This window comes from Achromobacter deleyi (assembly GCF_013116765.2).
GTDB lineage: Bacteria > Pseudomonadota > Gammaproteobacteria > Burkholderiales > Burkholderiaceae_B > Achromobacter > Achromobacter deleyi_A.
The window spans coordinates 4,984,746-5,009,156 of the sequence record NZ_CP074375.1 but is presented as its reverse complement, the minus strand read 5'-3'; the positions used below and the strand labels follow the sequence as shown (position 1 = coordinate 5,009,156).

Below are 24,411 nucleotides of genomic sequence, written 5' to 3'. Positions count from 1 at the left end.
ATGAAAATCCTGCTCCTCGGCAAAGACGGTCAAGTCGGCCATGAACTACAGCGCACCCTGCTGCCATTCGGGGACATGCAGGCCTTCGGCCGCCAAGGCGCCAACCTGGAGGATCTGGACGGATTGCAGCAGTTGCTGCATCGCCAGGCCCCCGACATCATCGTCAATGCCGCCGCCTATACCGCGGTCGACAAGGCCGAAACCCATCAAGACGTCGCACGGCTCGTGAATGCAGATGCCGTGGCGGTAATGGCTTCGTACGCAAAGCAAACAAACGCCCTGCTCGTACATTATTCGACTGACTATGTGTTTGATGGCCGTAAGGATGCCCCCTACGACATCAATGACCAGACAGATCCGCAGAGCGTATACGGCGCGACGAAACTGGCGGGCGAAGCCGCCATCGCCGACAGCGGCTGCAATGCCCTCGTCCTGCGTACGAGCTGGGTCTTCTCGGCCCACGGTGGCAATTTCATCAAGACAATTCTGCGGCTGGCCAAGGAGCGGGACGCCTTGAATATCGTGGCCGACCAGCACGGCGCGCCGACATCGGCCGAACTGATTGCGGATGTCACGGCCTTGGCCATTGCCGGCTATCAGCAAGGTACGCTCGCCAAGGGCGTCTATCACTTGACCGCGTCGGGCCACACGACTTGGCATGGGCTTGCCACGCATGTGGTCGCGCGTGCCCGTCGGAACGGCATGGCTTTGAAGGCCGAAGCGGCCAATATCAAACCCATTACTACCGAGCAGTATCCCGTGCCCGCGGCAAGACCCAGGAATTCTCGGCTGAATACCACCGCCCTGACTGCCCCCCTGAAACTGCAACTGCCGGATTGGACAGTTCACGTCGACCGCACGGTAGATCAACTTACGTCATTGGAACTTCCCGCATGAAACGCAAAGGCATCATATTGGCCGGCGGCTCCGGCACCCGACTGCACCCCGCCACCTTGGCGATTAGCAAGCAATTGCTGCCCGTCTTCGACAAGCCGATGATTTATTACCCGTTGAGCACGCTGATGCTCTCCGGAATCAAGGACATCCTGGTCATTTCCACGCCCCAAGATACGCCACGATTCCAGCAGCTGCTCGGCGATGGATCGCAGTGGGGTTTGAATCTCCAGTACGCCATACAGCCTTCGCCCGACGGCTTGGCGCAAGCCTTCCTTATCGGGGAATCATTCCTCGGCAATGATCCTTCGGCACTCGTGCTGGGGGACAATATTTTCTACGGCCACGACTTCCACCAGTTGCTGGCCAACGCCAATGCTCGTACCCACGGCGCCAGCGTTTTCGCTTATCACGTACACGACCCGGAACGCTACGGAGTGGCGGAATTCGATGCTAATGGCAAAGTGCTATCGCTGGAAGAAAAACCAGCCAAGCCAAAATCCCATTACGCGGTCACGGGCCTGTATTTTTACGACCAGGACGTCGTCGAGATCGCCAAGCAAATCAAGCCCTCGGCTCGCGGCGAGCTGGAGATTACCGATTTGAATCGCGTTTATCTCGAGCAAGGCAGATTGAGTGTGGAAATCATGGGCCGCGGCTACGCCTGGCTCGATACGGGCACTCACGAATCGCTGTTGGAAGCCAGTCAGTTCATTTCGACTCTGGAAAATCGACAGGGCTTGAAAGTTTCGTGCCCGGAAGAGATTGCATTCCGCAATAAATGGATCACTCCAGAAGAACTGGAAACGCTGGCCGCACCGTTGGCCAAGAGCGGGTACGGCAAATACCTGCAGCGCCTGCTCGTCGAAAAAGTATATTGATGCACGTGGCCCGTCGTTCAATGCCAGAAGCAGGCTGGACGACGATCCAATTGAAAGGCGCGCGTTCGCGATAACCACGAACGCGCGCAACCATTACATCGGCCGGCGTATCAATTTTTTCCCTTCAAACCCTCGCGATACTCGTGAGGCACCCAAGGTCCCCACTTTCCTTCGTACACCTTGCGGTTTTCGTTGAACAGCTTTATCCGCCGCTCCATACCCATCAAATTAAAAGAAGCTGAATGATGGTGATGGATAAATACATCCTCGGCGCAAATCACGGTGCGGCCAATCTGCTGAACCCGACGGCAATAGTCATCATCCTCGAACATGCCAATACCGAAAGCCTCGTCGAGATCGCCGACCTTTTCGTATATCTCCCGGGGGAATGCAACGCAGAAGAATGCCGCCGTATGTAGCGGCATAACCTCACCCAGGTGGCTGGACGTATACACTCGCGCCGCATACTCCATCTCTGCCATCGAATCGTATGAGATCTGGATTTTCGATTCGTTGCCAATATTATTGGTAACAGGACCAACGATACCGGCGGCCGGATCGCGCCTCAAATGGCGGACCAACGTTCCCAACCAGCCGGGCGTCACGTAGGTATCATTATTGAGCAGCACCAGATATTCGCCGCGAGCGATTTGCAGCCCCTGATTATTCGCTGCTGCAAATCCTCGATTATCCGCATTGAGAATTATGCGTCGATTCTCACCACGGCGCGCCCACTCCCGCAGGTATTCGGGCGTCGAATCCCGCGAATCGTTGTCAACGACGATTACCTCGAAATTCTTGTAGTGCGTATTTTTTTCCAGGCTGTGCAGGCAGGCGTCGGTAAGCTCCAGCTTGTTGTACGAGACCAGCACCAGCGTTACCAGCGGTGGAACGTACTGGTCCACATGCTGGCTGATGGCGCGCGCACGGTCCGCCCCAGCCTGCATGCCATCATCGGGCAGGAGCAGCACCTGGCCGCCTTGGCCGCGTGCCGACATGGCAAGGGCTTCCGTCGAGGCCAAGACAAGGTCGGCCTCCTTAATTGCACTCGCGTGCAACTTACCGAGTTCGGTGTCCTCGTCACCCGTCCAATCGACCATCGCGTCATAGATCAGATGGCGATTTGGCACTTGGTCGGCCAAGGTCAACCAAAAGGGGTGCTGCAACATCGAAATAATGGACGTCGGAGCGGCTTGAACCAGAAACAACGCCAAACTCGCTCGCAAGGACTCCGCCATTGCAGAACTGGCGTTTACGTCATGGATTGACCGCGGATTCACCGCATTCAGGTAGACAACGTTCAACAGGCCATCCTGGGAAACCGCCTCCAGCCGGAAGCCAGGCTTCTCCTGATCTGCGAATCGCGTCGAGAAAAAGTAAGTCCGGTGACCCGAGCGTGCCATATCCAGCGCAATTTGCTGGTCACGGGAATGCGGCGCATGCCAATCGGCCTGTCCCCAGACAAAGACATCCGCACGGTCCTTGGGACCTCGGAGCGGTGGGACGAACTGCGGCGGGATGGTGGGCTTGCCTTCGACCCCGGTCTGCGGGACGCCGGCAGGCAAGGGATCTGTTACGCCCGCCTCCCCGACCAGCGAGCGCTTCAGGGCTTGCTTCCAGGCCGCCGGCAAGGGCGCGTGGCGATAGGCCAGGCGCGCAGCTGTCCGGATCTTCTTTTTGCCATACCTGGCCGCACGCCCCAAGCCCCGAATCGGGGCGGTCAGGCGCCAGGACGTGCTCTGTCGAAGTGCGGTGCTTTCCTGATCCCGCTGAACCACCTCGGCCTCCCGCTGGCGAAGGTTCGTTTCCAACAGGTGGGTACGATCAAGAAACAACTGATTGGCAGCCTTGAGTTCGGCGCGCAAGCGCTGCAGCTGTACTTCCTGGCTGGTCGACTGTTTTCCAATTTCCAGATCACCCAGAGACAGACCCAGCGTCGGGATTTCCCGGTCCGCCGCGTATATGAGGATGATTTGTTCGCCGCCGGCGCCGGCGGTCTCTGGCTTGTTCTTTGCGAGAACACGCGAATAAACCAGCGTAAAACGACTCGCCACCGAAACCGGTATATTTCCCTGATCGAAAGTCGACGCGTGGCCCGATGGACGGTGATACTCGCGATAGGGAATCAGCACCACCAGATACTTTCGGGCCCTCGCCGCAATATTCTCAAGGATCCGCTCAGGCCTGGAGAATCGCTGGAGTTTATTGATGACGAAAAATACGTCATATTCCGAGGCAGGAGGCTCGCCGTCGGCATCCACGTTGGCCACCAGAAAATTCGGCTTTACATACTTGCTGCGAGCCGCCTCGATCAAATCGACCGCAGCATCCTCACCCGTGACCCCAATATTCAGCCTCTGTGCCAGCAGGTCCGTGCCCTCCCCGCCAGAGCAAATCCAGTCACAGGACGATGTTGCGTCTTTCCGGATTTTTTGCATGAACCAATGCGGCAGATTATCAATTGCCGCTTGATACAAAACCTCAGACGCCACCGATTCTTTTAAACGATCGTCACTATCGTTTGCTATTTCGTGAGCTTCGTTGTGGGGAATTAACAATTTTGAATCCGCGAGTTGTCAGCGCCCGACTGCGCCCCCTTTTTTCAAGATCGACGCCTGTCATGTGCTTACAAAAATAAAAAAGCCGATAGGCTGATGGTGCCGCAAACCGTGAATAAAAATGCGGATATAGATTGAGGGATGGTAACATTGCACCCTCGAAATCGGCAACGCATCCCACGCGGTGGCCAAGCTTTTTTTCTGCTGCGAGCAACGCAGGCTCATAGAGGCGCCTAAGACCCGTCTGACGCGGTCTGTGTGCGTATTGCCAAGGTAACTATATGAAACTTAAAAAAAGGGTCGTTTGCATTGTAGGCACGCGCCCCGAAGCGATCAAGATGGCGCCGGTCATCCAGGCGTTCCAGAATTGCGAATGGGCCGAGACTATCGTGCTGTCCACGGGCCAGCATCGGCAGATCCTGGCGCAGACATTAAGCGACTTCGGCGTGCAGGTGGATCAGGATCTGGACATCATGCAAGCCAACCAGAGCCTTGGCGCTCTGACGGGCCGCCTCTTCCTCCAGCTTGACGCCGCGTTGGAGAACCTCGCCCCCGATTTGGTGCTCGCGCAAGGCGATACGACGACCGTGATGGTCGCCTCGGTAGTGTGCTTCTATCGCCGCATCCTCTTCGGCCATGTCGAAGCCGGATTGCGCACCGGAAACCTGCATCATCCGTTCCCGGAGGAATTCAACCGCATCGTCACCGGTCGAATTTCCACGTTGCATTTCGCGCCCACCCAGTTGTCGAAGGACAACTTGAAAGCCGAAGGCATTGACGCCGCATCGGTAAAGATCACTGGGAATACCGTCGTTGACGCACTTCTGAGCATGGCGACGCGCACAGAGCCGGCAGATTTCGGTGGCGCGGGTCCGCTGATACTGGTTACGGTGCATCGGCGGGAGAACTTTGGAGAACCGTTGAAGCGCATCTGCGCTGCGCTGCGCCAGTTGCATGACCAGTTCCCGGATTTGACCCTTGTCTACCCGGTCCATCCAAACCCCAACGTCCATGATGTCGTATCGGGGCTGCTCGGCGACCTCCCGCGCATAAAGCTCATACCGCCGGTCGGTTATCGCGAAATGGTGGGGCTGCTGAAGCGCTGCACGCTTATCATCACCGACAGCGGGGGCATTCAAGAAGAGGCGCCGACACTAGGCAAACCGGTGCTCGTCGTCCGTGAAGTCACGGAGCGTCCCGAAGCGGTGGCTGCTGGCGTCGTCAAGGTGGTCGGCACCGAAACGGGAATCATCGTGGGAGAGGCAACCCGCCTGCTCCAGGATGCGGATTACTTCCGGCAAATGAGCCGCGGCGATTCGCCCTATGGCGATGGCCAGGCCAGCGCTCGCATTGTCGCCGCCGCGCACGCTGCCCTGTTCGACACCCCCGGCGGCCTGTCGGCTGTCGCGGACTGGGATCTCTCGCAAATCTCCAGGGATGCCTGAGATCCGATGGTATGCAAGACATCCTGCATCGAATACAAGACCCGGTCATCGTTTTAGCGAACGGCGTCAACCCCCTGGATGACAAGCCGCGCGAGGGTTATCACCAGCGTGTTGCCACGGTCGACTCATATTTGGGCGCTCGCAATCGCGTATACGTAAAAATAAACCCCTCGCTCGGATCCGCTCAACACATTCGGCAGCTGGGAGATGGCTGCCTGGAACTGGAGATCGGGGACCAATATGGCAGCTCGGCCGTTCAACTATTCCGACGCGCCGCGGCTGTCTATTCGCATAGCATCCTCCCTTTGGCCCACCCTCAAATCCGCAGCCTGGCAAGCTTGCGTGGTGGCAAGTTCATCGTGGACATGCACGGAGTGGTGCCCGAAGAGACGGCATTCATGGGTAACGATGAATCCGCGCAGGTTCTTGGCCAACTTGAATCCTGGGCGGTACTGGAGGCGGACGCGCGCATCTATGTTACGCGTCGGATGTCGGCGCACTTCAGCGAGAAGTACCCCTGGGCTGACGGTTTGAATATCGTATGCCCGATATTTCCGGAAGCCCGTAAAAGCGGAATGGCAGCACGCCAACCCGACGGGACGGTGGTATACGCGGGCGGCGCGCAAGCCTGGCAGATGGTCGACCGCATTGTGGAATCGGTTCACGCCTCATTGTCCGTTTACACGACAAAGATATTGACGCACGAACCCGAGACATTCCGGCAGAAGTTTCTTGCCAGGGGCTGCCCCGTTGATGACGTGAGACTATCCATCTATGCGGCGAGACCCGCTGAAGTCAGGCTCGTTTATTCCGAAAGCAGTTACGGAATTCTGTGCCGAGAATCCCATGTATTAAACCGCGTCGCATGTCCCACCAAGCTGATCGAATATCTCAGTTTCGGTCTTTTACCTATCATGGGCACGCCCGAAGTAGGAGATTTCGTCGACTTGGGAATGCGCTACGCGCCAATGGAAGCTTTTTCCGAGTGCCGCTTGCCGGTGGGCGATGAATATATGCAAATGGTCGCGAGCAACTTCATCGTTCTCGAACGGCTAGCAGAAATTGCGGAAAATGGTCGAAGACATCTGCTAGCAGTTATCGGCTAAAGAGAATCCATTGCAAAACACTTATAGCTACACGGCAAAGGGTCTGGGCGGTGTGCTGCTCTGTGGATTGGCGCTGATCGGCATGCGCTACCTGTGGCAGGAATCAGCTTGGCCGTTACGCGGCCGGCACGACGATGCAATCTGGGCAGTGGGGGTTGTGCTGACAGGCCTGGCATTTGCCATCCTGTCGCTTCGCCACGCCCATGTACTGCTGCTGGTAGTTGTCCTCGGATGGATCGGCCTTGGGGTGGGCTTGAACCATCTTGCGGTGGTGGCCATATGGCTCGCCGCAACGTGGTCGCTTGGGGGCATGCTGCTCGGCGCCATACACGGAGATCGAAGTTACGCACTGAGATTTCCTGTCGAAGCCGCGGTGGTGGGCACCGCCGCGTGGCTTGCCGTCTGGGGCGTCATGCTCCACTTTGAAATCAACTATCGAGGGGTGTACTGGGGACTGTGCTTATTGCCCTTCGCCCACTTGAGGTCGCTCCCCAAAGGGGCTCTCCGCCTCGCGGCAACCAGCCGGCTAACCGATTTCGAAGACTGGGTACGCTCCATTCCATTGTGGATGTGGGTGCCCGGCGTCGCGATTATTGGCTGGGTGCTGCGCTGGAGCAGCCTGCCCAGTGTGATGTTTGACGATCATGCTCTGCATCTCCGTATGTGGACCACGTTCGTGCATCAACATCGAGCGGAATTCAACCCAGCCGATCAGATTTGGTCGGTGGCCCCCTTTGCTTCCGATCTGTTGCATGCCGCCTTGTCCTTGATGGCAGGCGACGACGTTCGCGGAGCATGGAATCTGGCGCTCGCCTTAATGACCCTGGGGCTGACGGCCGGCATTCTGCAACAGGCCGGCATACGACCCCGCTGGCAATGGCTCTTGCTGATTCTGCTGGCGAGCACCCCGATGTTCGGGAACCTGTTGCTATCTCTGCAGACAGAGTTGGCACTCGCGGTCGTCGCCCTGGTGGCATCGTCCTTGATCATTCGCGCCACTCGCGCCGGCTCCAGCCATATTTTTGGAGTGTTGGCTTGCGCCGCACTGTGTGTTGCGATCAAGCTTCCTGGCGCGGTGCTGGGGGTCATGTGCATTGCAGCCCTGGCGACACGTGTCGGGATCCGCACGCTCATGCCTCGATATTGGCTGAATATGACAGCCTGGCTGACCCTGTTCATGTTGGCGTTCGTCGCCCTGCATGCATATGGCGTGTCTTGGAACTTCACACGGAACCCGGTGTTCCCGCTTTACAACGGCATTTTCCTGTCGCCTTTTTTCCCCCCGTCAAACTTCCATGACACAACCTGGTCCACGGGCTTTTCCCTAAGCAGCTACGTAGGCGCCTTCTTCGAGACATCCAGATATTTCGAGTCCGGCAATTATGCCGCTGGCTGGCAGTATCTTGTCCTGTTGCCGATTGCGCTGATAGTGTCCTTGCTGCCGGGAGCGGCTCGCCAATTTCGCGTAGTCCTACTTCCGCTACTAGGATTCGGCATAGCGATGTTTGCAGCCGCGCAGTATTGGAGATATTTGTTTCCAGTCATGCCGCTGGCTACCGTATTGATGGGCGTTCTTTTCATCGACAAGCGGCCGAGGCTGCGCATCGTCATTATGCTGCTGGCGGTGCTTTGCATCGGGCTCAATATGCGTTACTACCGCAACATATCCGGTTTGATGCAAGCGCCGGCACAGAGTGCATTTACCGAGAAGGGACGCGAGTGGATGCTGCGAACTTTCGCACCGGTAGCAGCCCTGACCAAAACGGTAAACACCCTCGCCCCTGGCTCGCGTGTGCTCTACCCGTTCGAGTCTCCCGCTGGCGCAACACTTCATGGCCAGCCCATTTATACGCCTTGGTATGCCCCCGCGCGCTCGCTCCGCTTCCAGGGAATTCGAGATGCCGGCGGCGCTGCCGATTTCATCGCCAAGGAACGTCCCGATTTTGTCATTATCAACCAGACGGACACGGGCCCCACACAGATACCAAACGGCCTGATTCGCGAATACATGGTCAGCCGAGGCCGTCTCATCGATCAAGTGGGGCCTTTCACGCTGTACCACGTGGGTGGCCCTCTCGGGCCGCTCACATCGTCTAACTAAAGAGAGCGCAAGTGCAAAGCCCCTTTATCAGTATGGCCAAGATTTTTGCCTGGCCGATACTCTGCGCGTTGATATTTCTTGCGCCACGCTACTTGTGGCAAGAAGCAGCCTGGTCGTCATTTGCTCAATACGATGGAGCGATATGGACGGCAGGCGTCCTCGTCACGGGCATCCTGCTGTCCATCTTGACACGGCGGCACGCCAATTCCATAACGCTCGCCGTCGTCCTCGGATGGCTGGGCCTGGGCGTGGGAATAGACAATCTGGCCGTCGTCTGCGCCTGGGCTGTGAGCGCTTGGACGCTGGGCGGGCTCTTGCTCGATCGCATTCATAAAGACCCTGGCTATGCGCTGCGTCATCCATTGGAGGCGGTCGTACTTGGCGTTGCGATCTGGATAGGCGCGTGGAGCCTGATGCTTCACTACAGGATCAATTACCGCGGCGTCTATTGGGGTCTGTGCATGATTGCGCTAGCCCCCTTGCTCCGTTTTTCCGCTGACCAATACCGCCATGCGATCGGCACGCGACTCCAGGTTACCGGGGAATGGATAAAGTCGATTCCTGCATGGGCGTGGTTGCCCGGTTTGGCTGCCATCGGCTGGGTCCTGCGCTGGAGCAGCTTTCCGAGCGTGATGTTCGACGACCATGCGATGCGCCTTCGCTTGTGGACCAGTTTTGCCACACAACACAAGGCAGAACTGGATCCTGTGAACCAAATCTGGTCGCTCGCTCCGTTTGCTTCTGATCTGGTGCATGCCGCGCTTTCGCTTATGGCCGGCAAAGACATCCGCGGTGCGTGGAATCTAGGGCTGGGTTTGTCGCTGTTGGCACTGATTGCAAACGTACTGCATCTGGCGCGCGTTCGTCCACTAGTGCAATGGCTGCTCCTTGTCCTCATGGCCAGCACGCCGATGCTGGGCGTGCTTTTGCTCTCGCTGCAGACCGAGTTGGTGTTGGCCGTGATAGCAATGGCCGCCATGGCTCTGATAGGCGGCGCGGGTGAAGGACGCGCCACGCACCTTTGGGGCATTCTGGCTTGCGCGGCGTTGTGCGCCGCCGTGAAACTGCCCGCAGCTGCGCTGGGGGTACTCTGCATCATGACGCTGATCCTGCGTACCGGCGTGCGCGAGGTGCTGCCACGACGAGAAGGCGTGCTCTGGGCGTTGCTGGCGCTGTTGATCCTTGGCTTTGCGGCGCTGCATAACTATGCCTTTGCATGGCGCCTCACCGGCAACCCCGTGTTCCCGCTCTACAACGCCATCTTCCGCTCACCTTTTTTCAGTCCGGAAAATTTCATTGATACGACCTGGGTCAAGGGGTTTTCTTTTCATAATTACGTAAATGCGTTCTTCAACACGTCCGGGTATTTTGAATCGGCGAACTATGTCGCGGGCTGGCAATATCTGTTCCTGTTGCCCTTCGCACTGATTGCCCTGGCATTCAAGGGCGGCTCGCCGCTGCTTCGCCTGGCTGTTATTCCGATGCTCGGATTCGGAATAATCATGTTTTCCGCCATTCAATATTGGCGATATCTTTTTCCGGTGATGCCGCTCGCAGTTGTGGTCATGGCCGGACTATTCATGGGCAGGCGCCGGGCGTTGCAATCGCTGTTCGTTCTACTGGCGCTGGCCTGCATTGCCCTGAATTTGTATGCTTTCCGCGGCATCTCATGGCTCATGCAAGGCACTGCGCAATCCGCCTTTACCGATACAGGACGCGACCGGCTCGTCACCACCTTTGCACCTGCCGCCAAGTTGAACGACAAGATCAATAGCATTGCCCCTGGTGCGCGGGTCCTGTACCCACCCGAGACGCCGTACGGCGCCACCCTGCACGGCACCCCCTTATACGTGAACTGGTACACACCCGGCCGCGTGGCACGCTATCAAGCGATCAAGAGCAGCCAGGATGTTGCTGAATTCCTCGCCAAGGAGAAGGTCGATTTCGTCATCACCAATCAGGCAAATGCTGCATCGGGCTCTACCCCCGACACATTTCTGCGTGAGTATCTCGCCAACCACGGCGGCGCCATAGATCAGGCAGGGTCGTTCGCCTTGTACCGCGTCGGCACCGAAGCGATTCGCTATCGCGATGGGTTCGATCTCCAAGCTGCGCTGGCTGCGTCTGAGACCGACCAGCCGCAAGCCTCGAAACGGACGATACAGGCTACAACCCAGCCCAGGCCATTTGACTGGTTCTCGATAGGCATTGCAAACCAGATCAAGTACACAGTACAACTACGCTGCACCAGCGATACAGGGTACTTTGTTGCCCAGGTGAACTGGGATAGCGGCAGTCCCTATTATCGACTTATTGCCTGCCGCAAGGAGGCTTTTACGTTCTCCGAAGCGGTAGTAGTGCCCGTGAATGCGCGACAAGGGCAACCTTACATTACTACCCGTGATGGCGTCTCCGCAATCGTGGAAGATTTGCATGTGGAACTCAATTGATATGATCCAGACCCCAGTCCAGCCGCGCATTGCGGTCGTTATCCCATCGTACAAAGTAACGCGTCACGTTTTGGGCGTCATCTCCCGCATCGGACCGGAATGCAATCGCATTTACGTGGTGGACGACGCATGCCCAGAAGGCAGCGGCCGATTTGTCGAAGAAAACTGCGATGATCCGCGGGTACGTGTCATTTTCCACGACAAGAACAAGGGTGTTGGAGGCGCGGTCATCACCGGATACCGCGCTGCGATCGAAGAAGACCAGGATATCGTGGTCAAGATCGACGGCGATGGCCAAATGGATCCAGCACTGTTGCCGGATTTTATCGAACCAATCGTCAGCGGCGAGGCGGACTACACCAAGGGCAATCGATTCTACGATCTTGAAGAAATCCACGGCATGCCGAAAATTCGATTATTCGGCAACGCGATGCTCTCCTTCATGGCCAAGTTCTCGTCCGGCTACTGGGACCTGTTCGATCCCACCAATGGCTATACCGCGGTTCACGTAAACGTGCTGCGCCGACTTCCGCTTCACAAGCTGAGCGAACGCTATTTCTTTGAGACGGACATACTGTTCCGCCTGAATATAGTGCGCGCCGTCGTGGTGGACGTCCCCATGGACGCCAGTTATGGAGATGAGGTCAGCAATCTGAAGGTTTCCAAGATCATTGGCGAGTTCATGGCAAAGCACATGCGGAACGCATTCAAGCGAATTGCCTACAACTACTACCTTCGCGACATGTCGCTCGCGTCGCTTGAGCTGCCTATGGGTATAGCGCTTCTCTTGTTTGCTATATTTTTTGGTGGATCCACTTGGATTTCGTCGGCCCATCACAACATTCCCTCGCCTGTCGGAACCATCATGCTGGCGACGGTCTCCCTCCTGATGGGAGTGCAATTCCTGCTCGCATTTGTTGGCCACGATGTAGCGCAAGTGCCTAGAAGAGTCATTCATCGCCAAACCCGCTTTGCGAAAAGCAAAAAGCAGCGAAACGGCTCTACGAAGTAGCCTCGATTTTCACTTTGGGGCCTGCAGGATTGGTTTTATTCGCGCACCATTTTGTTTTATGCAGTGACAATTTTTCTCGTGGCGTATTTTAGGGGATCATTAAAATGAACACGCCGGATTTTTGCCAAAGAGTAAAATTTAAGTGCAACATTTGCAGTTCCGCGAACGAAGTGCCTTCCACCAGCCTCAGTCGAGAAGAGGCGTCGTGCGCCAGTTGCGGCTCGACAGTACGCATGCGCGCCATGGTTCAGATATTGACCGCTGAACTGTTTGGCAAAAGCATGCCTATAGATGATATATATCCCCCACGGCCGGACATCGTGGGGATCGGAATGAGCTGCTGGGATGGTTATGCGCATCGCTTGGCGCACAAGGTCAAGTACATCAACACGTATTATCATCAAGAGCCGTTTCTAGACATCACCAATATCGACGAAAAAATGGTGGCGTCACTGGACTTCGTGGTATCGACAGACGTATTTGAGCATGTTGCGCCTCCGATCAGCCAGGCGTTCACAAATGCCAGGCGACTATTGAAAAAAAATGGCGTCTTCATTATTTCGGTTCCGTTTGACCGCCCCGGAGAGCCCAAGGCGGAAACCAAGGAATGGTTCCCGAACCTGCATGACTGGAGACTCGAGGAGCTCGACGGCAAATGGATATTGCACAATATTACTCGGCAAGGTGCGCACGAGAAGTTTGATGACCTTTGTTTCCACGGCGGGCCCGGCACCACATTGGAGATGAGACTTTTCTCCGAGGCGTCCTTGATACGAGAGCTGGTTGCAGCGGGATTCAATGACATCACGATCTATAGCCAGCCGCATCTTGAACTGGGAATTCACTGGCCGAACGGATGCTCAATACCAATCGCGGCACGCGTAAGTCCAGAGCGATTTTCGTTCTTTAAACGACTAAAACCCGCCGTCGTACGCACAGCCTGAACAGCGGTCAGAACCGAAATCGGCGGTCCATTTCGGACATCCCCCGATACCGCCCTTTTTCGCGAAATATATTTGTTATGACCGACAAAATTCCTACCCTTCAGAGCCAGATGCAACTTCTGAACCTTGTGTTCCCGGAAAGTGCATTCTCCTACGATTACCTAGAGTGGCTTTATCATTCTGCGCCAGACGGTCATCATATCCCCAGCGATTACTCCGAGGACGGTGAGCTTCTAGGGCACTACACGGTAGTGCCCCAAGCATGGAGATTCGGACAGGAAATCAAGCCTCTTGCGCTTTCTCTCAATACGGCGATTCATGTAAAGGCGCGGGGCAAGGGGCTTTTTACCAAACAGGCCGAAGAGTCTTATGCGAGAGCCGCCGAACAGGGCGTTCAGGCAATCATCGGCGTGGCGAATGCCAACTCGACGCCCGGGTTCCTCCGGCGGCTTGGCTTCAAGCTCGTCTGCCCGCTGCCCGTTGTTGCCGGCGCGGTTTTCCCCATGGGCCGGGGCGACACAACCTCCCACCAGGTGACACCGCAGTTCTTGCAGAGCCAGGAGTTCGGCGCAATCTGCGCATCAATCGAGTCAGGCCAGGCTACCACGGGTGTATGCCAGAACTGGACCGGCGACAAGCTGCGTTGGAGGCTATCAAGCCCCCGCGCCAAGTATGCTGTTCACACGCACCGTACGGGCACTCTCGTCACGACCACAGCCCCCTTGGCCGCCAGCATACCTGCCGTCGTGGCGCTGAAGTTCCTTCCGCACTCCCCGTCTGATCAGGTGGATAGCAAGGCGTTGCTGCGCAAGGCTGCCGGTTTCCACCGTAGTCCGTTTTTCGTTTATTCGGGTTTCAATGCTCAAGCGTCACCGCGCGGGCTTCCCCTGCCGCGCCGCCTGCTACCCTCGCCGCTCAATCTCATTTATCGGCGCTTGAACGACTCGATGCCAGGCCCGGCAGAGATCAGTTTCAGCACCTTCGAATTTCTCGACTTCGACGCGTATTGACGCAGCGCCGTCAGTGCTCCCTCGACCCTACCCCCAGTCAATGATGACCAAGCACGTCCTCTTTACGCTCGACCTCGAAGACCATCTCGGCCGATACGACAGTACAAGCAGGTATCCCCACGTGACCCGTCGGGTGCTGGAAACGCTCGCCGAACGGAACATCAAAGGGACGGTGTTCACGGTTGCCCGGATAGCCGAGAAGGAACCTGCGTTGTTGCGGGAAATCGCCGCACTGGGCCACGAAATCGCCTGCCACAGCCTGGATCATGTTCCGTTGGACAAACAGTCACCCGGGGAACTGCGAGAGAGTACGGCGCGCGCCAAGCGTATGCTGGAGGATTGCGTTGGCAAAGAGGTCACGGGATTCCGGGCACCTATCTTTTCCCTGGTCGAGCGCACGGCTTGGTTTGTGGAGGACCTTCGCCACCTCGGATTCACCTATTCTTCAAGCGTGATGCCGACGAGGACGCCCTTATACGGCTTTCCCAACACGCCGCAAGAACCCTTCAAATGGCCAAACGGCCTGGTCGAACTTCCGTGCCCGGTGGGCAAGCTGGCTGGCGCCACCCTGCCCTACCTGGGAGGTTTTTACCTCAGATATGTGCCGCAAACCCTGATCAACAGGCTGCTACGCCAGGCGTCGGATACGTCATGTCTCTGGACATACTGCCACCCCTACGACTTTGACGCCGACGAACCATACGCGCGAATATCCGGCGCAGCCCTTTGGACCAGCGTGTTGTTATGGTTCAACCGACGCAATACCATGCGCAAAATTCTGCGCGTGGTAGATGCGGAATCCTCAACGACGCTAGATGCCTGGGTCTCCAGGTTTTCGCATACGCTGCCCACGTATGACTATGCGCCCAAGCCGGCGCAAGAATTCTAGGCGCGCGTTTCACCCACGAGACCAGCGGCCACATGCCGTCCGATGCGATCGGCGTTAGCCATGATCGTAAGGGTGTGCGGCTTGGCCGGCAGACTGGACAGGCTCGCTCCGTCAACGATGTGCAGCCCTTGCACGCCGCACACCTCGCCCCACGGATCGGTCTGCCCTGGATCCGGGCGATGACGCATGGGAAACGAGGCAGCATAATGAATGTCGGAACCGGGACGCCCCACGGTAAAGCTCCGGGGTAACACCCACGCCCCAATCTGGCGAAAGGCCGCGCGCAGGTGCGTAGCGGCTTGCGCCATCAATTTCGGCACCTCGTCATCGTACTGTCCGCTGACGTGCAGGACATCATGTTGCCGCAAGGAAAGCGCAGCTTTGGTAAGGCGTCCCGGCAAGAACAGATTGCTCACGGCGCAGGAGCTCAGCAGGGAGGATAGAAGATCAACTCCAAAGCGCTTTCCTAATGGCATGAATTTCGAGAATTCCGCCATCGGAATACCCGTGGTATCGAACAGGCCGCCGTAGCCCTTGCATTGGCTCGCGCCGAGGTCCAGCGTGTATGCCAGTTGCCCGAGTCCAAATGCAGCCGAGCGGCTTCGCCCCCATACCCGGGGTACCCAAACCAAAAACGCCGCCGTAGGACAGGATTGCATCCCGACCGTCAACGGTTTGTCCATTGCCATCAATGCAAAACGCGTGGACGCAATCGTTCCCGCCGCAAGCAATACGCGGTGCGCACGCCAGGTCTGCTTGCCGTTGCCGTCATCGCCTTGCACGGCCATGTATCCGGCATCACGCAACACCCGCTCGACGATAAATCCCGGGCGATAAGAAAACCCGGCATACCGTTGCAGCAGACGCACATCCTCGGTGGCGGAATACAGGGATCGTCGAGCACAGCCCCACATACATAAGCCTGATAGGTCGCACGCCTGCCTGCCGTCTTTCGCCTGGGTCAATACCGCAGACCGTACCCGTCCCATGCGAAATCCCGCGGCGACCAAAGCCTGCCGACGCGTTTCGTACCGCGTAAGTAGTCTGTCCTGCAGGGGATCCAGAGGCACCGGTGGTTGTGCGTACTGGTCCAGTCCAAGCTCGGAAGACAGGTCGTCCTGCGCGGCTCCGCTTACGCCCATCCTCAAAGCCACCGCTTCGTAGGAAGCGTCAAGGGCCTGGGGCGGGAAAGGAAAATCCGACAATTCATCAGCGGACAGCTTGGCGACGCCGCATCCCCAAGCATTCGACAGCCCACCTCTGGCCAAGGAGCCCACCGCAATGAAGGATTCGGCCTCGATGCGATTGACGTTGGCATAGTCCTCGAAAACATAGGCCTGGGTGGGCGTTCGGAATTTTGGTGAAATTGCACCATCATGGCGTAGTGCATGGAAATCCGAGCCGACCATCCAATCGGATTGATCGCGTCGATGCTGGCGCAGATCCAGGAACTGCCCTGCGGGTGCGGGGACTGGCGGCGTCTTTCCACCGTCGACCATCAGAACGCGCAATCCCGCGTCCAGCAATGGGAAGGCGGCCGAGACACCGGCCGGACCACTTCCCACAATAACGACGTCAAAATCCTGATTCACTCTCGCTCGCCCCTCTTTCCCTTCAGACCAACGACCACGGGAATCACCAGTAATTTTCCGATCCGGGTGAGGGCCTCGCCCACCAGAGCCCGGCACACGTAAAGAGCCTTGATCAGCCCCCCCTGACGTCGGCCGCCCAGCCACAGGCAACGACGAGCTCCCTGTGGAGTGGCTTCGGCCAACGTCACGGCCGCGTTAAGCCGCCAAGCAAACTCCGGCCGAAGGTCAACCTCCAACAACGCCCCGCCCTCCAGCAGGGCAAGCAGCGAGGGAAAGCGCAGCGACCAGGAAGGCAAATCGAGTGCGCCCACCGGGCGCAAACTCTCGACACTGCGCACATATCGACGAATCAACTCACGGCCAGGCTCCTCGCGCAGCACATAAGTCAACATTGCCCGCCCTTCCTGTATCAGCCAGCGACGCCGCGCCGAGCCCGAGCAAGCCATGCCGCTGACCAAAGGCCTGGGAGTGACCCCTAGCTGGGCAAGGTCGGGCGCCGTCCGCATTGGGGGCAGCGCAAACAAGGAAAGCAGACGATCCAGCCCTATCCGGCGGCTCCGCTCCGGACCCAACGCCGTGAGGACAGCCCTCACAAGCAATACGGGAACGGGAACGAAAATGCGTCTGCGCCTGACGCGGCCGCGTGCGATCGAAGACAGGAAGGTCGTGAAGCTGACCGGGTCAGGTTCGGCGATCTGAAAGATACCGGATTTCGGTCGACGCTCAAGACAGCTCAACAGGGCAAAAACCAGATCATCAACATGCACCGGTTGGACGCGCGGTGCGGGAACAAACGCGGGAAGTATGGGGAGCCGCCGCACGACATTGACGAGGACTCCGAATAGACCGGCTTCCGCCCCCCCATATACCTGACCCGGGCGCACCGCCCACCCGCCTTGCGCCAACACCGATTGCTCGATCTGCCACTTATTCCGGCCATATGCGGTGGGCGCATCCGCCCGCGCAGTCTGGCTGGAGACGAACAGGATAGGAACCGCCGCGCGTGCCGTGGCGTCGAGCAATGAATCCGCGGCGACGACTTCCGATGTCTCGGACTCAGCATTAGGCGATGTCACCACCGCCAAATGAACCACGGCGTCCAGCCCCTCTGGCAACTCGACCGATTGAGGATTCGCCAAGTCGAAATGCATCCATTCGGCGTCGGTCCCCTCGGGACGTTTACGACCTGAAACCACCACCTGGTGCCCCCGCCCCAACGCGGCCGCAACCAGCCGCCGTCCTATGTAGCCGGTCGCTCCGGTAATCAACAACTTCATTGAATGGTCCTCAGGGGCCAACGACGATGGCACGTGCAAGGCAAGCGCGTTCTCACAGAAAAACGAACCGCTTGCTCAGCCAATAGCTAAGGAATACACAAATTACATCAGAGATAAACTTCGCGACCACCGGCCATGCCACGACCTGCAACACACCGTGCAAGATGAGGGCGGACAGGGGCAAGTTCAAACCCAGCAGTGCGAAGTAGGTCACCGCCTGCCTGAAGGTCCGTTCCGATCCGGTCAACTGAAACGTAAAAAACCGATGCACAAAAAAACCGAACAGGCCAGCGCACAGTTTGCTTATGACGTTGGCCACCAGAAGCGGAGTCAGCAGGTATTTGCTGAGCAGCACGAAGCCGCCCATATCTATGACATATGCACCGATCTGAACCGATATGTAACGAGCAAATCGCATCAGGCCTCTTTGCGCAAGACAATGACGTGATGCAATCCGAGCACGCGCGAGAACGGCTTCAACGCGCCCTGGATTCCGGTAAGCAGAGGAAGCGCGCGGTCCGGCCATAGCTGACGAAAGTTCAGTCCGCCTGAAAGGAGATAGGGTAAATAGTTGTTGCATACTTCCTCGTGGACAATATGCAGCTTTGGAAATTTCTGCTCGAACATCTTTCTATCGCGTTTAAAAACTATATAGCTCAAGGCTTGGTTGGCACCGTTCATTGGCCCCGCGACCGGGGTCTCCCATGACGGGTATTCCTTGTCATAGCCTTCGGTACTGAATAAGCGTTTGAAAGTGAATGCCGCTGCGGGGCTGTAATACGGCTCCAGCAGAATGCATCCCCCCCCTACGGGTAGCACCCTGACCAATTCATTAAAAAATCGATCTGGATGGGGGAAATGGTGAAAACAATTTTGGCCGAATATCGTCCGTACGGAATGATCGGGAAAATCCATTTCTTCGGCATTCACCACCCGATCAAGGTGGGGGCCCTCGACAATATCCGTAGCGAGAACATCGGGATAGCTGTCCCTGATGGGCGCAACACCCGCACCCAGTTCAACGCGCAACCCTGATGCAGTCAGAAAACGACGATCCAATCTCTCAAAGGTGTGGTGAAAACTATTGAACACCGCTTGCAGCATTGGCTTGCGCGCCAATATCTGGCTATGAATCACCAGGCGATCACCACCGTCGACGTTCAGATCCTTCACGCTAGAATCGCGCAGATAGTCCGCAAGCCAGTTCATTTTTTCACTCTGTCCACATAAGATTTTTAGGATTTCCGTATCGCTGCAGGCGATTTCGCCTCCAGCAGCGGTCGGTATACTCGTGACATTCCCTGCTCAATATCGACGATGCTGTGAACCGGTAGGATCGTTGACTGCAAAGGATAAGAATTGCGCAGCACTACCTTTGCCCATTTGTAGCCAGCCCCCTCAATACTGTAGAGGAAGGCACGCTCTATCGCGTGGGCGAGGGTGCCGTCGGTCTGCCCAGACTCGTCCGGAAAGCTGTCAAAGGTCAGATGAAGGCTTAACAACGGCTGCAAAGCGTCGGTCCGGCACCAAAACATGGATCCCGATGGGCACTCCAGGCACGCGTCTGGTTCGATTGTGACACCCAGCGGTTCCAGCAGCGCAAGCGTGGATTCAAAGTTAGGCCCCCAGGCGAGGTGATTGCGCAAGGGGAAGAAGTGCTGAGGGAAAACCATGCCGATCCCATCATGCCGCAGGAGTTCAAAAATGGACGCAACGATCTCCGGGGATCCCAGCAGATGATCGTACAGATAGTCGCGCCACGGCGCCAACATCTCTCCGCCATGCGGCGATTTTTTGGTGTGCAGGCTGAGTGCGACGTCGTACTTGCTATAGACGTCTGCAAAGCCGACCAGCTTGGGAGCGATATCCCGTCCCCGGTTCGTGAAAACACGAACCTCGACCGTACCCCCCGCATAGCCTTGCATGGCCGCCTCGATGATATTGCGCTTCTCCTCGGATGTCGTCGAGATGTACACGTCAAGCTGCCCCGGCACTCTTTCCAGGTAGCTCCGGACCTGCGGCATCAGTTCCGGATAAAAGGCATGGACGACGGCACAGGCGCGCAATGCAGGATCGCGGCTGACAGGAAAGCCAAAGGGAATCTCGAATGCGAAATCGTCCCGATCGCGGGGACGATTTGGAATTGGGCCCGACCGCACACTGCCGCCGGCGGCCGCGGCGAACAAACGTTTGAAACCGCGCAGGCCCTGACTGCGATACATACGGACGCTTTTTCGGACCAAGCCCGTGAGTCCACCCTCGGATATGCCCAAGGCTCCCATGGTCCGCAATGCACGAAAGTACTTCTTCATTTTTTCAATTGAATTCTATCGTCGGGCTTAAGGCAGGCTACGTATCCAGTCCCACGTCAACCGCACCCCGGACAGGAAGTCTTGTTGTGGCTGCCAGCCCAATTCCTGCCGCGCCAGCGTGATGTCCAGGATGCTGCGCGGCACATCAATAGGACGCCCAGCGCCGTACCGGACCGGAACCGTCAGCCCTGAGACTTTTTCGATCGCTTCGACGATCTCAGTCAAGCTGCGCCCCTCTCCTGTGCCAACGTTAAAGACCCGCGAAGGGCCTTCATGCGTCGCCGCCGCGAGCATAGCCGAGATTACATCGTCGATATAGATGTAATCTCTAACGATCGATCCGTCACCCCAAACATTGATCGGCTCGCCCTGCAACGCTTGACGCATGAACGCAGCGATCACCCCCTGATTCTTGACGGCAGTCTGATAGGGCCCGAACGGATTGGCGACTCGGAGCACTCGGTACTCCAAGCCATAAAGATGGTGATAGAGATGCAGATATTTCTCAACGGCAAGCTTCGTGACGCCATAAGCCGTGATGGGTGAAGTCGGCGCACTTTCCGGCGTGGGAATTTGTTGGGGAATACCGTATATCGTCCCGCCGGAAGAGATATAGACAATCCGGCGAACGCCCTGTGCCCGACACGCATCAAGCAGACGCAACGTCCCCGCCACGTTGGCATTCAAGTCGCCGATCATATCGAGATTCGCGCTCGCGGGCGTAGTCGCCGTCAGCAGATGAAAAACGGTGTCGCAGCCAGCCACCGCCTCCTCGACCTTGTCTGTGTGCTCGAAATCGCCCGAAATCCACTCGATGCCGGAAACGGCCGGCGGAAAGGACAGGCGTCGGCTGAATATCCTCAAGGCCGCCACGCGACCATTCAGTGCCCGGCACAGGTTGGTGCCAATAAAGCCCCCTCCGCCGAGAATCGCGCAACGGGATTGCGACAGGTCGGTCATATCGGCGCCGCCATTGATCGGTGGGGGGATTCGCCCACAGGTTGGTCAGCAATCTGGCGCAGAATATCCGCCAGACGATGCCCTTCGACCGCCCAGTCCGTAGATGCGGCAAGCCGCAAGCCGCCTTCGCGCAGCCGCGCAGCCTCCGAAGAATCCTCCAGGATGGCGCAGATTGCATCCGCCAGCGCTTCGATGGTGGGCGACTCAAGACGAGCATTTTCCTCCGTCAAGAGCCATTGGGTGCAAGCGTCGCGGTTGCTGACCACCGGAACGCCGCAAGCCATCAGCTCTAGCGGCAGCAGGGATAGATTGGTGAACGACAGCACCAATGCCACATCGCAGCTGTTGTACAGCTCGCTTAGTTTGGCGAGATCGACGATATCGCTGTCGACATGCTTGAACGGAATCTCCCATTGGCCCAGGCGGCCCCCGGCGAGCACCGCAACGACCTCGGGATGCCGTCTGGCGACCTCATCCAATACGGCAAGTCCCAATTCAAATCCCCGGCGCGGCGTCGAAGGCCTCGTATAGAAAAAAACGCGGCGCCCCTCGTGGGCGACCGGCATTGGCCTGTATAGATCGCGGTCATAGGAAAAGCCGACGGAATAAGTGCGCATTCCATAGTCGGCCGCCAACTTGCCGGCCAGCCAACCGCCCGCCGTGATGCCCGTGAAACCAAATCGGTAGGTCTCCTCGGCCAGCGCATATTCGGTACCGACGGGATAGAACTGAGGCTCAAAGTCCTGCACGAAGTAGCACTTGTGCAACGTGGACTGGAAGTTCCGCACGTCGTAAGCGGTATGCCAACCCGTTGCGATCGATATGGCTGCGGGAGGGGCATTCTCCGCGCCGATATAGACCTTGGCCTTGAGCGGAAAAAACCAGTTGGCGATATCCGCCTCCATTTGCTCCGGCGTCATGCCGGGAATATTGGTGACGGTCGAAATAAGGCGGCACTCAAAACCCAATGCTTCGAGATTGCGCACGAAGCGGAAGATATTCAGATGACCACCCGAACCTCGACCAGGCCGCGGAATGAACCAATTTACGGTATTGGATGCTGCCTCCTCGGCCCTGGACCTCTCGCCAAAAGGTCGATATTTGGTGAATGCGAGAGATTCGACCACTTTTTGCTTCTGGAACGCGCTTGGGTTCAGCAAGGCGTTTAGCACTCGCAGGATCAACGCTTTGGTCCCGTGATCACGGCGAAACCGTAATACGCTCTCGGCACGTTTCTTGAAGATGCCCACATTCATGATTTCTCTTCCGCTCTTACAGAAACTGCCATCCCGGCCATCATGCGCCGATCTCGGGAAAGCCCACGACGCAGCCCAGCCGGCAACCGGTCGGCACGCGAGCCCAGATAATGCCCCGATGCGCGCATGAGATTTCGGAACGGCATGCTCAATACCGCCAGTGGCTGACGCCAGATCAATCCCTGCCCCCACGCGTAGCGGAGGTCCAGCAAAGTGGCGCCACCCCACGAGCGAAGCAGCCTGTACAAGGACGGCACCAGCGTATAGCCAAACAGGCGAAACAACGCATACGACTCGTCGAAGCTGCGCTGCAAATACTCAAAGGGTGGAAAGTCGTGAGAGTGATATACGACACCATCGTGCGCATACGCCTTTTTCCACCCCTGCTTGATGATGGTCTCCGCCCAGATCTGATCTTCCGCGAAGTCCACATCGGGATACGGAAACTGCTGCCAGACGCTGCGACGAATCAGTGCATTGTTATCGGAAAAAAAGTGCAGGAATTGCCGGTAGCCAGGATCGCGGTCGTAGCGCGCGCGGTCATCCAGCCGAACCACGGGCGTGGGCTCGAAATGGGCAAAGTGCCGCTCCAGGTCTCGCCTGGTAAACGGGGAAGCATCCGGGTAAGCCAGATGCCTGCCGAACACTCCCGCGACCTCCGGATCCTCATCCGCCGGCTTCACCATGGCGGCCAACCACCCGTCGCTCGCGGGCAGAGCGTCATGCGTGATAAACACGGCGAACTCACCATCGGTCAGGGAGACGCCCAAGTTACGCGTCTTGCCATGGCCAAATTCCGCGGGCGCAATCTCATGCAGCCGTACACGCTTATCGCCAAACTGGCGCACATAGTCGGCAGTGCCATCCGTGGAACCGGAATCGATGACCAGCACATCGAAATCGAAGGCTGCCTTCTGATTACACACGGCCTGAAGCACGGACCGCAGAATGCCCCCCGGGTTTTTGGTCGGAATGATGACGGAAGCCTTCATGGCATGGCGCCTCCCAGGCGGCGTTCGCGAGCAACGCACGCGCTAGCGATGACAAAATCAGGCAAAAACGTCCGCCTCATGGAACGTCAAACCCTGCTCGTCTTTTTGCGACAGGCGCGGCGTCACATCGGCGGGCCAATCAATAGCCAGAGTGGAGTCGTTCCAGATCACGCATCGTTCATGCTGCGGGGCGTAGAAATCGGTCGTCTTGTACAGAAAGTCAGCCGTTTCCGACAAGACCTGGAAGCCGTGCGCGAAACCCTCGGGCACCCACAGCATGCGTTTGTTTTCGGCGCTAAGCACCTCGCCCACCCACTTTCCAAACGTGGGAGACCCCTTGCGCATATCGACAGCCACATCAAACACGGACCCGATCACCGCACGCACCAGCTTGCCTTGCGGTTGAGCGATCTGATAATGCAAGCCACGCAACACTCCCTGTACCGAACGCGAGTGATTATCCTGGACGAAATTGACTTCGCGACCGACCGCCTCATTGAATACACGGCTGTTGAAGCTTTCAAAGAAAAAGCCTCTGTCGTCGCCGAATACACGGGGCTCGATGAGCAAGACTTCGGGAATGGCGGTAGGGATGATTTTCATGGCTATACCTCGATCTTCAACAGCAGCTGGTCAACATCAATGAATGCGCGTCCAGGAAGGACACTTTTCGTTTTTTGGACTGGGTCATGATTCTCTACACTCAACACGGCTGGGCAAGGTGCTCGAGCA

General features: G+C 57.5%; 20 protein-coding genes. 10 read left to right on the top strand and 10 right to left on the bottom strand.

All coding sequences use genetic code 11. The features are described 5' to 3' along the window. Together rfbD and rfbA are read left to right on the top strand one after the other, a co-directional pair. A complete protein-coding gene (gene rfbD, locus HLG70_RS22655; protein WP_171666970.1) occupies positions 1 to 897 on the top strand; it encodes a dTDP-4-dehydrorhamnose reductase in 897 nt (298 codons plus the stop codon). Next, positions 894 to 1,775, top strand: coding sequence for a glucose-1-phosphate thymidylyltransferase RfbA (gene rfbA / locus HLG70_RS22650; protein ID WP_171666971.1), 882 nt, complete (start codon positions 894 to 896; stop codon positions 1,773 to 1,775). The genes rfbD and rfbA overlap by 4 nt, the downstream gene beginning before the upstream one ends. A 110-nt stretch (positions 1,776 to 1,885) precedes the next feature. Here the strand turns inward: rfbA and HLG70_RS22645 are convergent, their stop codons facing one another. Beyond that, positions 1,886 to 4,333 (bottom strand): glycosyltransferase, encoded by a 2,448-nt coding sequence (locus HLG70_RS22645; protein ID WP_171666972.1) that lies wholly within the window; start codon positions 4,331 to 4,333, stop codon positions 1,886 to 1,888. Between the two features lie 281 nt (positions 4,334 to 4,614). Here HLG70_RS22645 and wecB point away from each other — a divergent pair, with 281 nt between their 5' ends. From wecB to HLG70_RS22605, 8 genes are all read left to right on the top strand, one after another. Next, complete coding sequence (wecB, locus tag HLG70_RS22640) at positions 4,615 to 5,778, top strand: non-hydrolyzing UDP-N-acetylglucosamine 2-epimerase (protein WP_171666973.1); 1,164 nt, start codon at positions 4,615 to 4,617, stop codon at positions 5,776 to 5,778. An 11-nt stretch (positions 5,779 to 5,789) separates the two neighbouring features. Continuing rightward, positions 5,790 to 6,884, top strand: coding sequence for a hypothetical protein (locus tag HLG70_RS22635; protein ID WP_171666974.1), 1,095 nt, complete (start codon positions 5,790 to 5,792; stop codon positions 6,882 to 6,884). A 10-nt stretch (positions 6,885 to 6,894) separates the two neighbouring features. Then, positions 6,895 to 8,985, top strand: coding sequence for a hypothetical protein (locus HLG70_RS22630; RefSeq protein ID WP_171666975.1), 2,091 nt, complete (start codon positions 6,895 to 6,897; stop codon positions 8,983 to 8,985). Between the two features lie 11 nt (positions 8,986 to 8,996). Continuing rightward, entirely contained in the window at positions 8,997 to 11,435 is a 2,439-nt protein-coding gene (locus tag HLG70_RS22625; RefSeq protein ID WP_171666976.1) for a hypothetical protein, read from the top strand. Position 11,436: 1 nt separating this feature from the next. Further along, positions 11,437 to 12,447, top strand: coding sequence for a glycosyltransferase family 2 protein (locus HLG70_RS22620; RefSeq protein ID WP_171666977.1), 1,011 nt, complete (start codon positions 11,437 to 11,439; stop codon positions 12,445 to 12,447). Positions 12,448 to 12,551: 104 nt separating this feature from the next. After that, positions 12,552 to 13,391, top strand: a complete 840-nt coding sequence (locus HLG70_RS22615; RefSeq protein WP_171666978.1) for a class I SAM-dependent methyltransferase — start codon at positions 12,552 to 12,554, stop codon at positions 13,389 to 13,391. Positions 13,392 to 13,468: 77 nt separating this feature from the next. Beyond that, positions 13,469 to 14,401, top strand: coding sequence for a GNAT family N-acetyltransferase (locus tag HLG70_RS22610; RefSeq protein ID WP_171666979.1), 933 nt, complete (start codon positions 13,469 to 13,471; stop codon positions 14,399 to 14,401). 43 nt (positions 14,402 to 14,444) lie between these two features. Next, positions 14,445 to 15,290, top strand: coding sequence for a polysaccharide deacetylase family protein (locus tag HLG70_RS22605; RefSeq protein WP_171666980.1), 846 nt, complete (start codon positions 14,445 to 14,447; stop codon positions 15,288 to 15,290). Here HLG70_RS22605 and HLG70_RS22600 read toward each other — a convergent pair. From HLG70_RS22600 to rfbC, 9 genes are all read right to left on the bottom strand, one after another. After that, positions 15,287 to 16,882 (bottom strand): FAD-dependent oxidoreductase, encoded by a 1,596-nt coding sequence (locus HLG70_RS22600; RefSeq protein ID WP_171666981.1) that lies wholly within the window; start codon positions 16,880 to 16,882, stop codon positions 15,287 to 15,289. The genes HLG70_RS22605 and HLG70_RS22600 overlap by 4 nt on opposite strands. Beyond that, positions 16,879 to 18,159: an NAD-dependent epimerase/dehydratase family protein gene (locus HLG70_RS22595; RefSeq protein WP_171666982.1), complete on the bottom strand. Its 1,281-nt coding sequence runs from the start codon at positions 18,157 to 18,159 to the stop codon at positions 16,879 to 16,881. Before HLG70_RS22595 ends, HLG70_RS22600 begins: the two co-directional genes overlap by 4 nt. 52 nt (positions 18,160 to 18,211) lie before the next feature. Continuing rightward, complete coding sequence (locus tag HLG70_RS22590) at positions 18,212 to 18,577, bottom strand: GtrA family protein (protein ID WP_171666983.1); 366 nt, start codon at positions 18,575 to 18,577, stop codon at positions 18,212 to 18,214. Further along, on the bottom strand, positions 18,577 to 19,368 hold the full coding sequence (locus HLG70_RS22585; protein ID WP_171666984.1) for a class I SAM-dependent methyltransferase: 792 nt from the start codon (positions 19,366 to 19,368) through the stop codon (positions 18,577 to 18,579). The genes HLG70_RS22590 and HLG70_RS22585 overlap by 1 nt, the downstream gene beginning before the upstream one ends. Positions 19,369 to 19,394: 26 nt before the next feature. Continuing rightward, positions 19,395 to 20,381 carry a rhamnan synthesis F family protein gene (locus tag HLG70_RS22580; protein WP_171666985.1) on the bottom strand — a complete coding sequence of 329 codons (987 nt, stop codon included), beginning with the start codon at positions 20,379 to 20,381 and terminating at the stop codon, positions 19,395 to 19,397. Between the two features lie 117 nt (positions 20,382 to 20,498). Continuing rightward, positions 20,499 to 21,431 carry an NAD-dependent epimerase/dehydratase family protein gene (locus HLG70_RS22575; RefSeq protein WP_171666986.1) on the bottom strand — a complete coding sequence of 311 codons (933 nt, stop codon included), beginning with the start codon at positions 21,429 to 21,431 and terminating at the stop codon, positions 20,499 to 20,501. Next, on the bottom strand, positions 21,428 to 22,687 hold the full coding sequence (locus HLG70_RS22570) for a glycosyltransferase family 4 protein (RefSeq protein WP_171666987.1): 1,260 nt from the start codon (positions 22,685 to 22,687) through the stop codon (positions 21,428 to 21,430). Before HLG70_RS22570 ends, HLG70_RS22575 begins: the two co-directional genes overlap by 4 nt. Then, entirely contained in the window at positions 22,684 to 23,679 is a 996-nt protein-coding gene (locus tag HLG70_RS22565; RefSeq protein WP_171666988.1) for a glycosyltransferase family 2 protein, read from the bottom strand. Before HLG70_RS22565 ends, HLG70_RS22570 begins: the two co-directional genes overlap by 4 nt. Positions 23,680 to 23,736: 57 nt before the next feature. Next, positions 23,737 to 24,282: a dTDP-4-dehydrorhamnose 3,5-epimerase gene (rfbC, locus tag HLG70_RS22560; RefSeq protein WP_171666989.1), complete on the bottom strand. Its 546-nt coding sequence runs from the start codon at positions 24,280 to 24,282 to the stop codon at positions 23,737 to 23,739. Positions 24,283 to 24,411 lie beyond the last annotated feature (129 nt).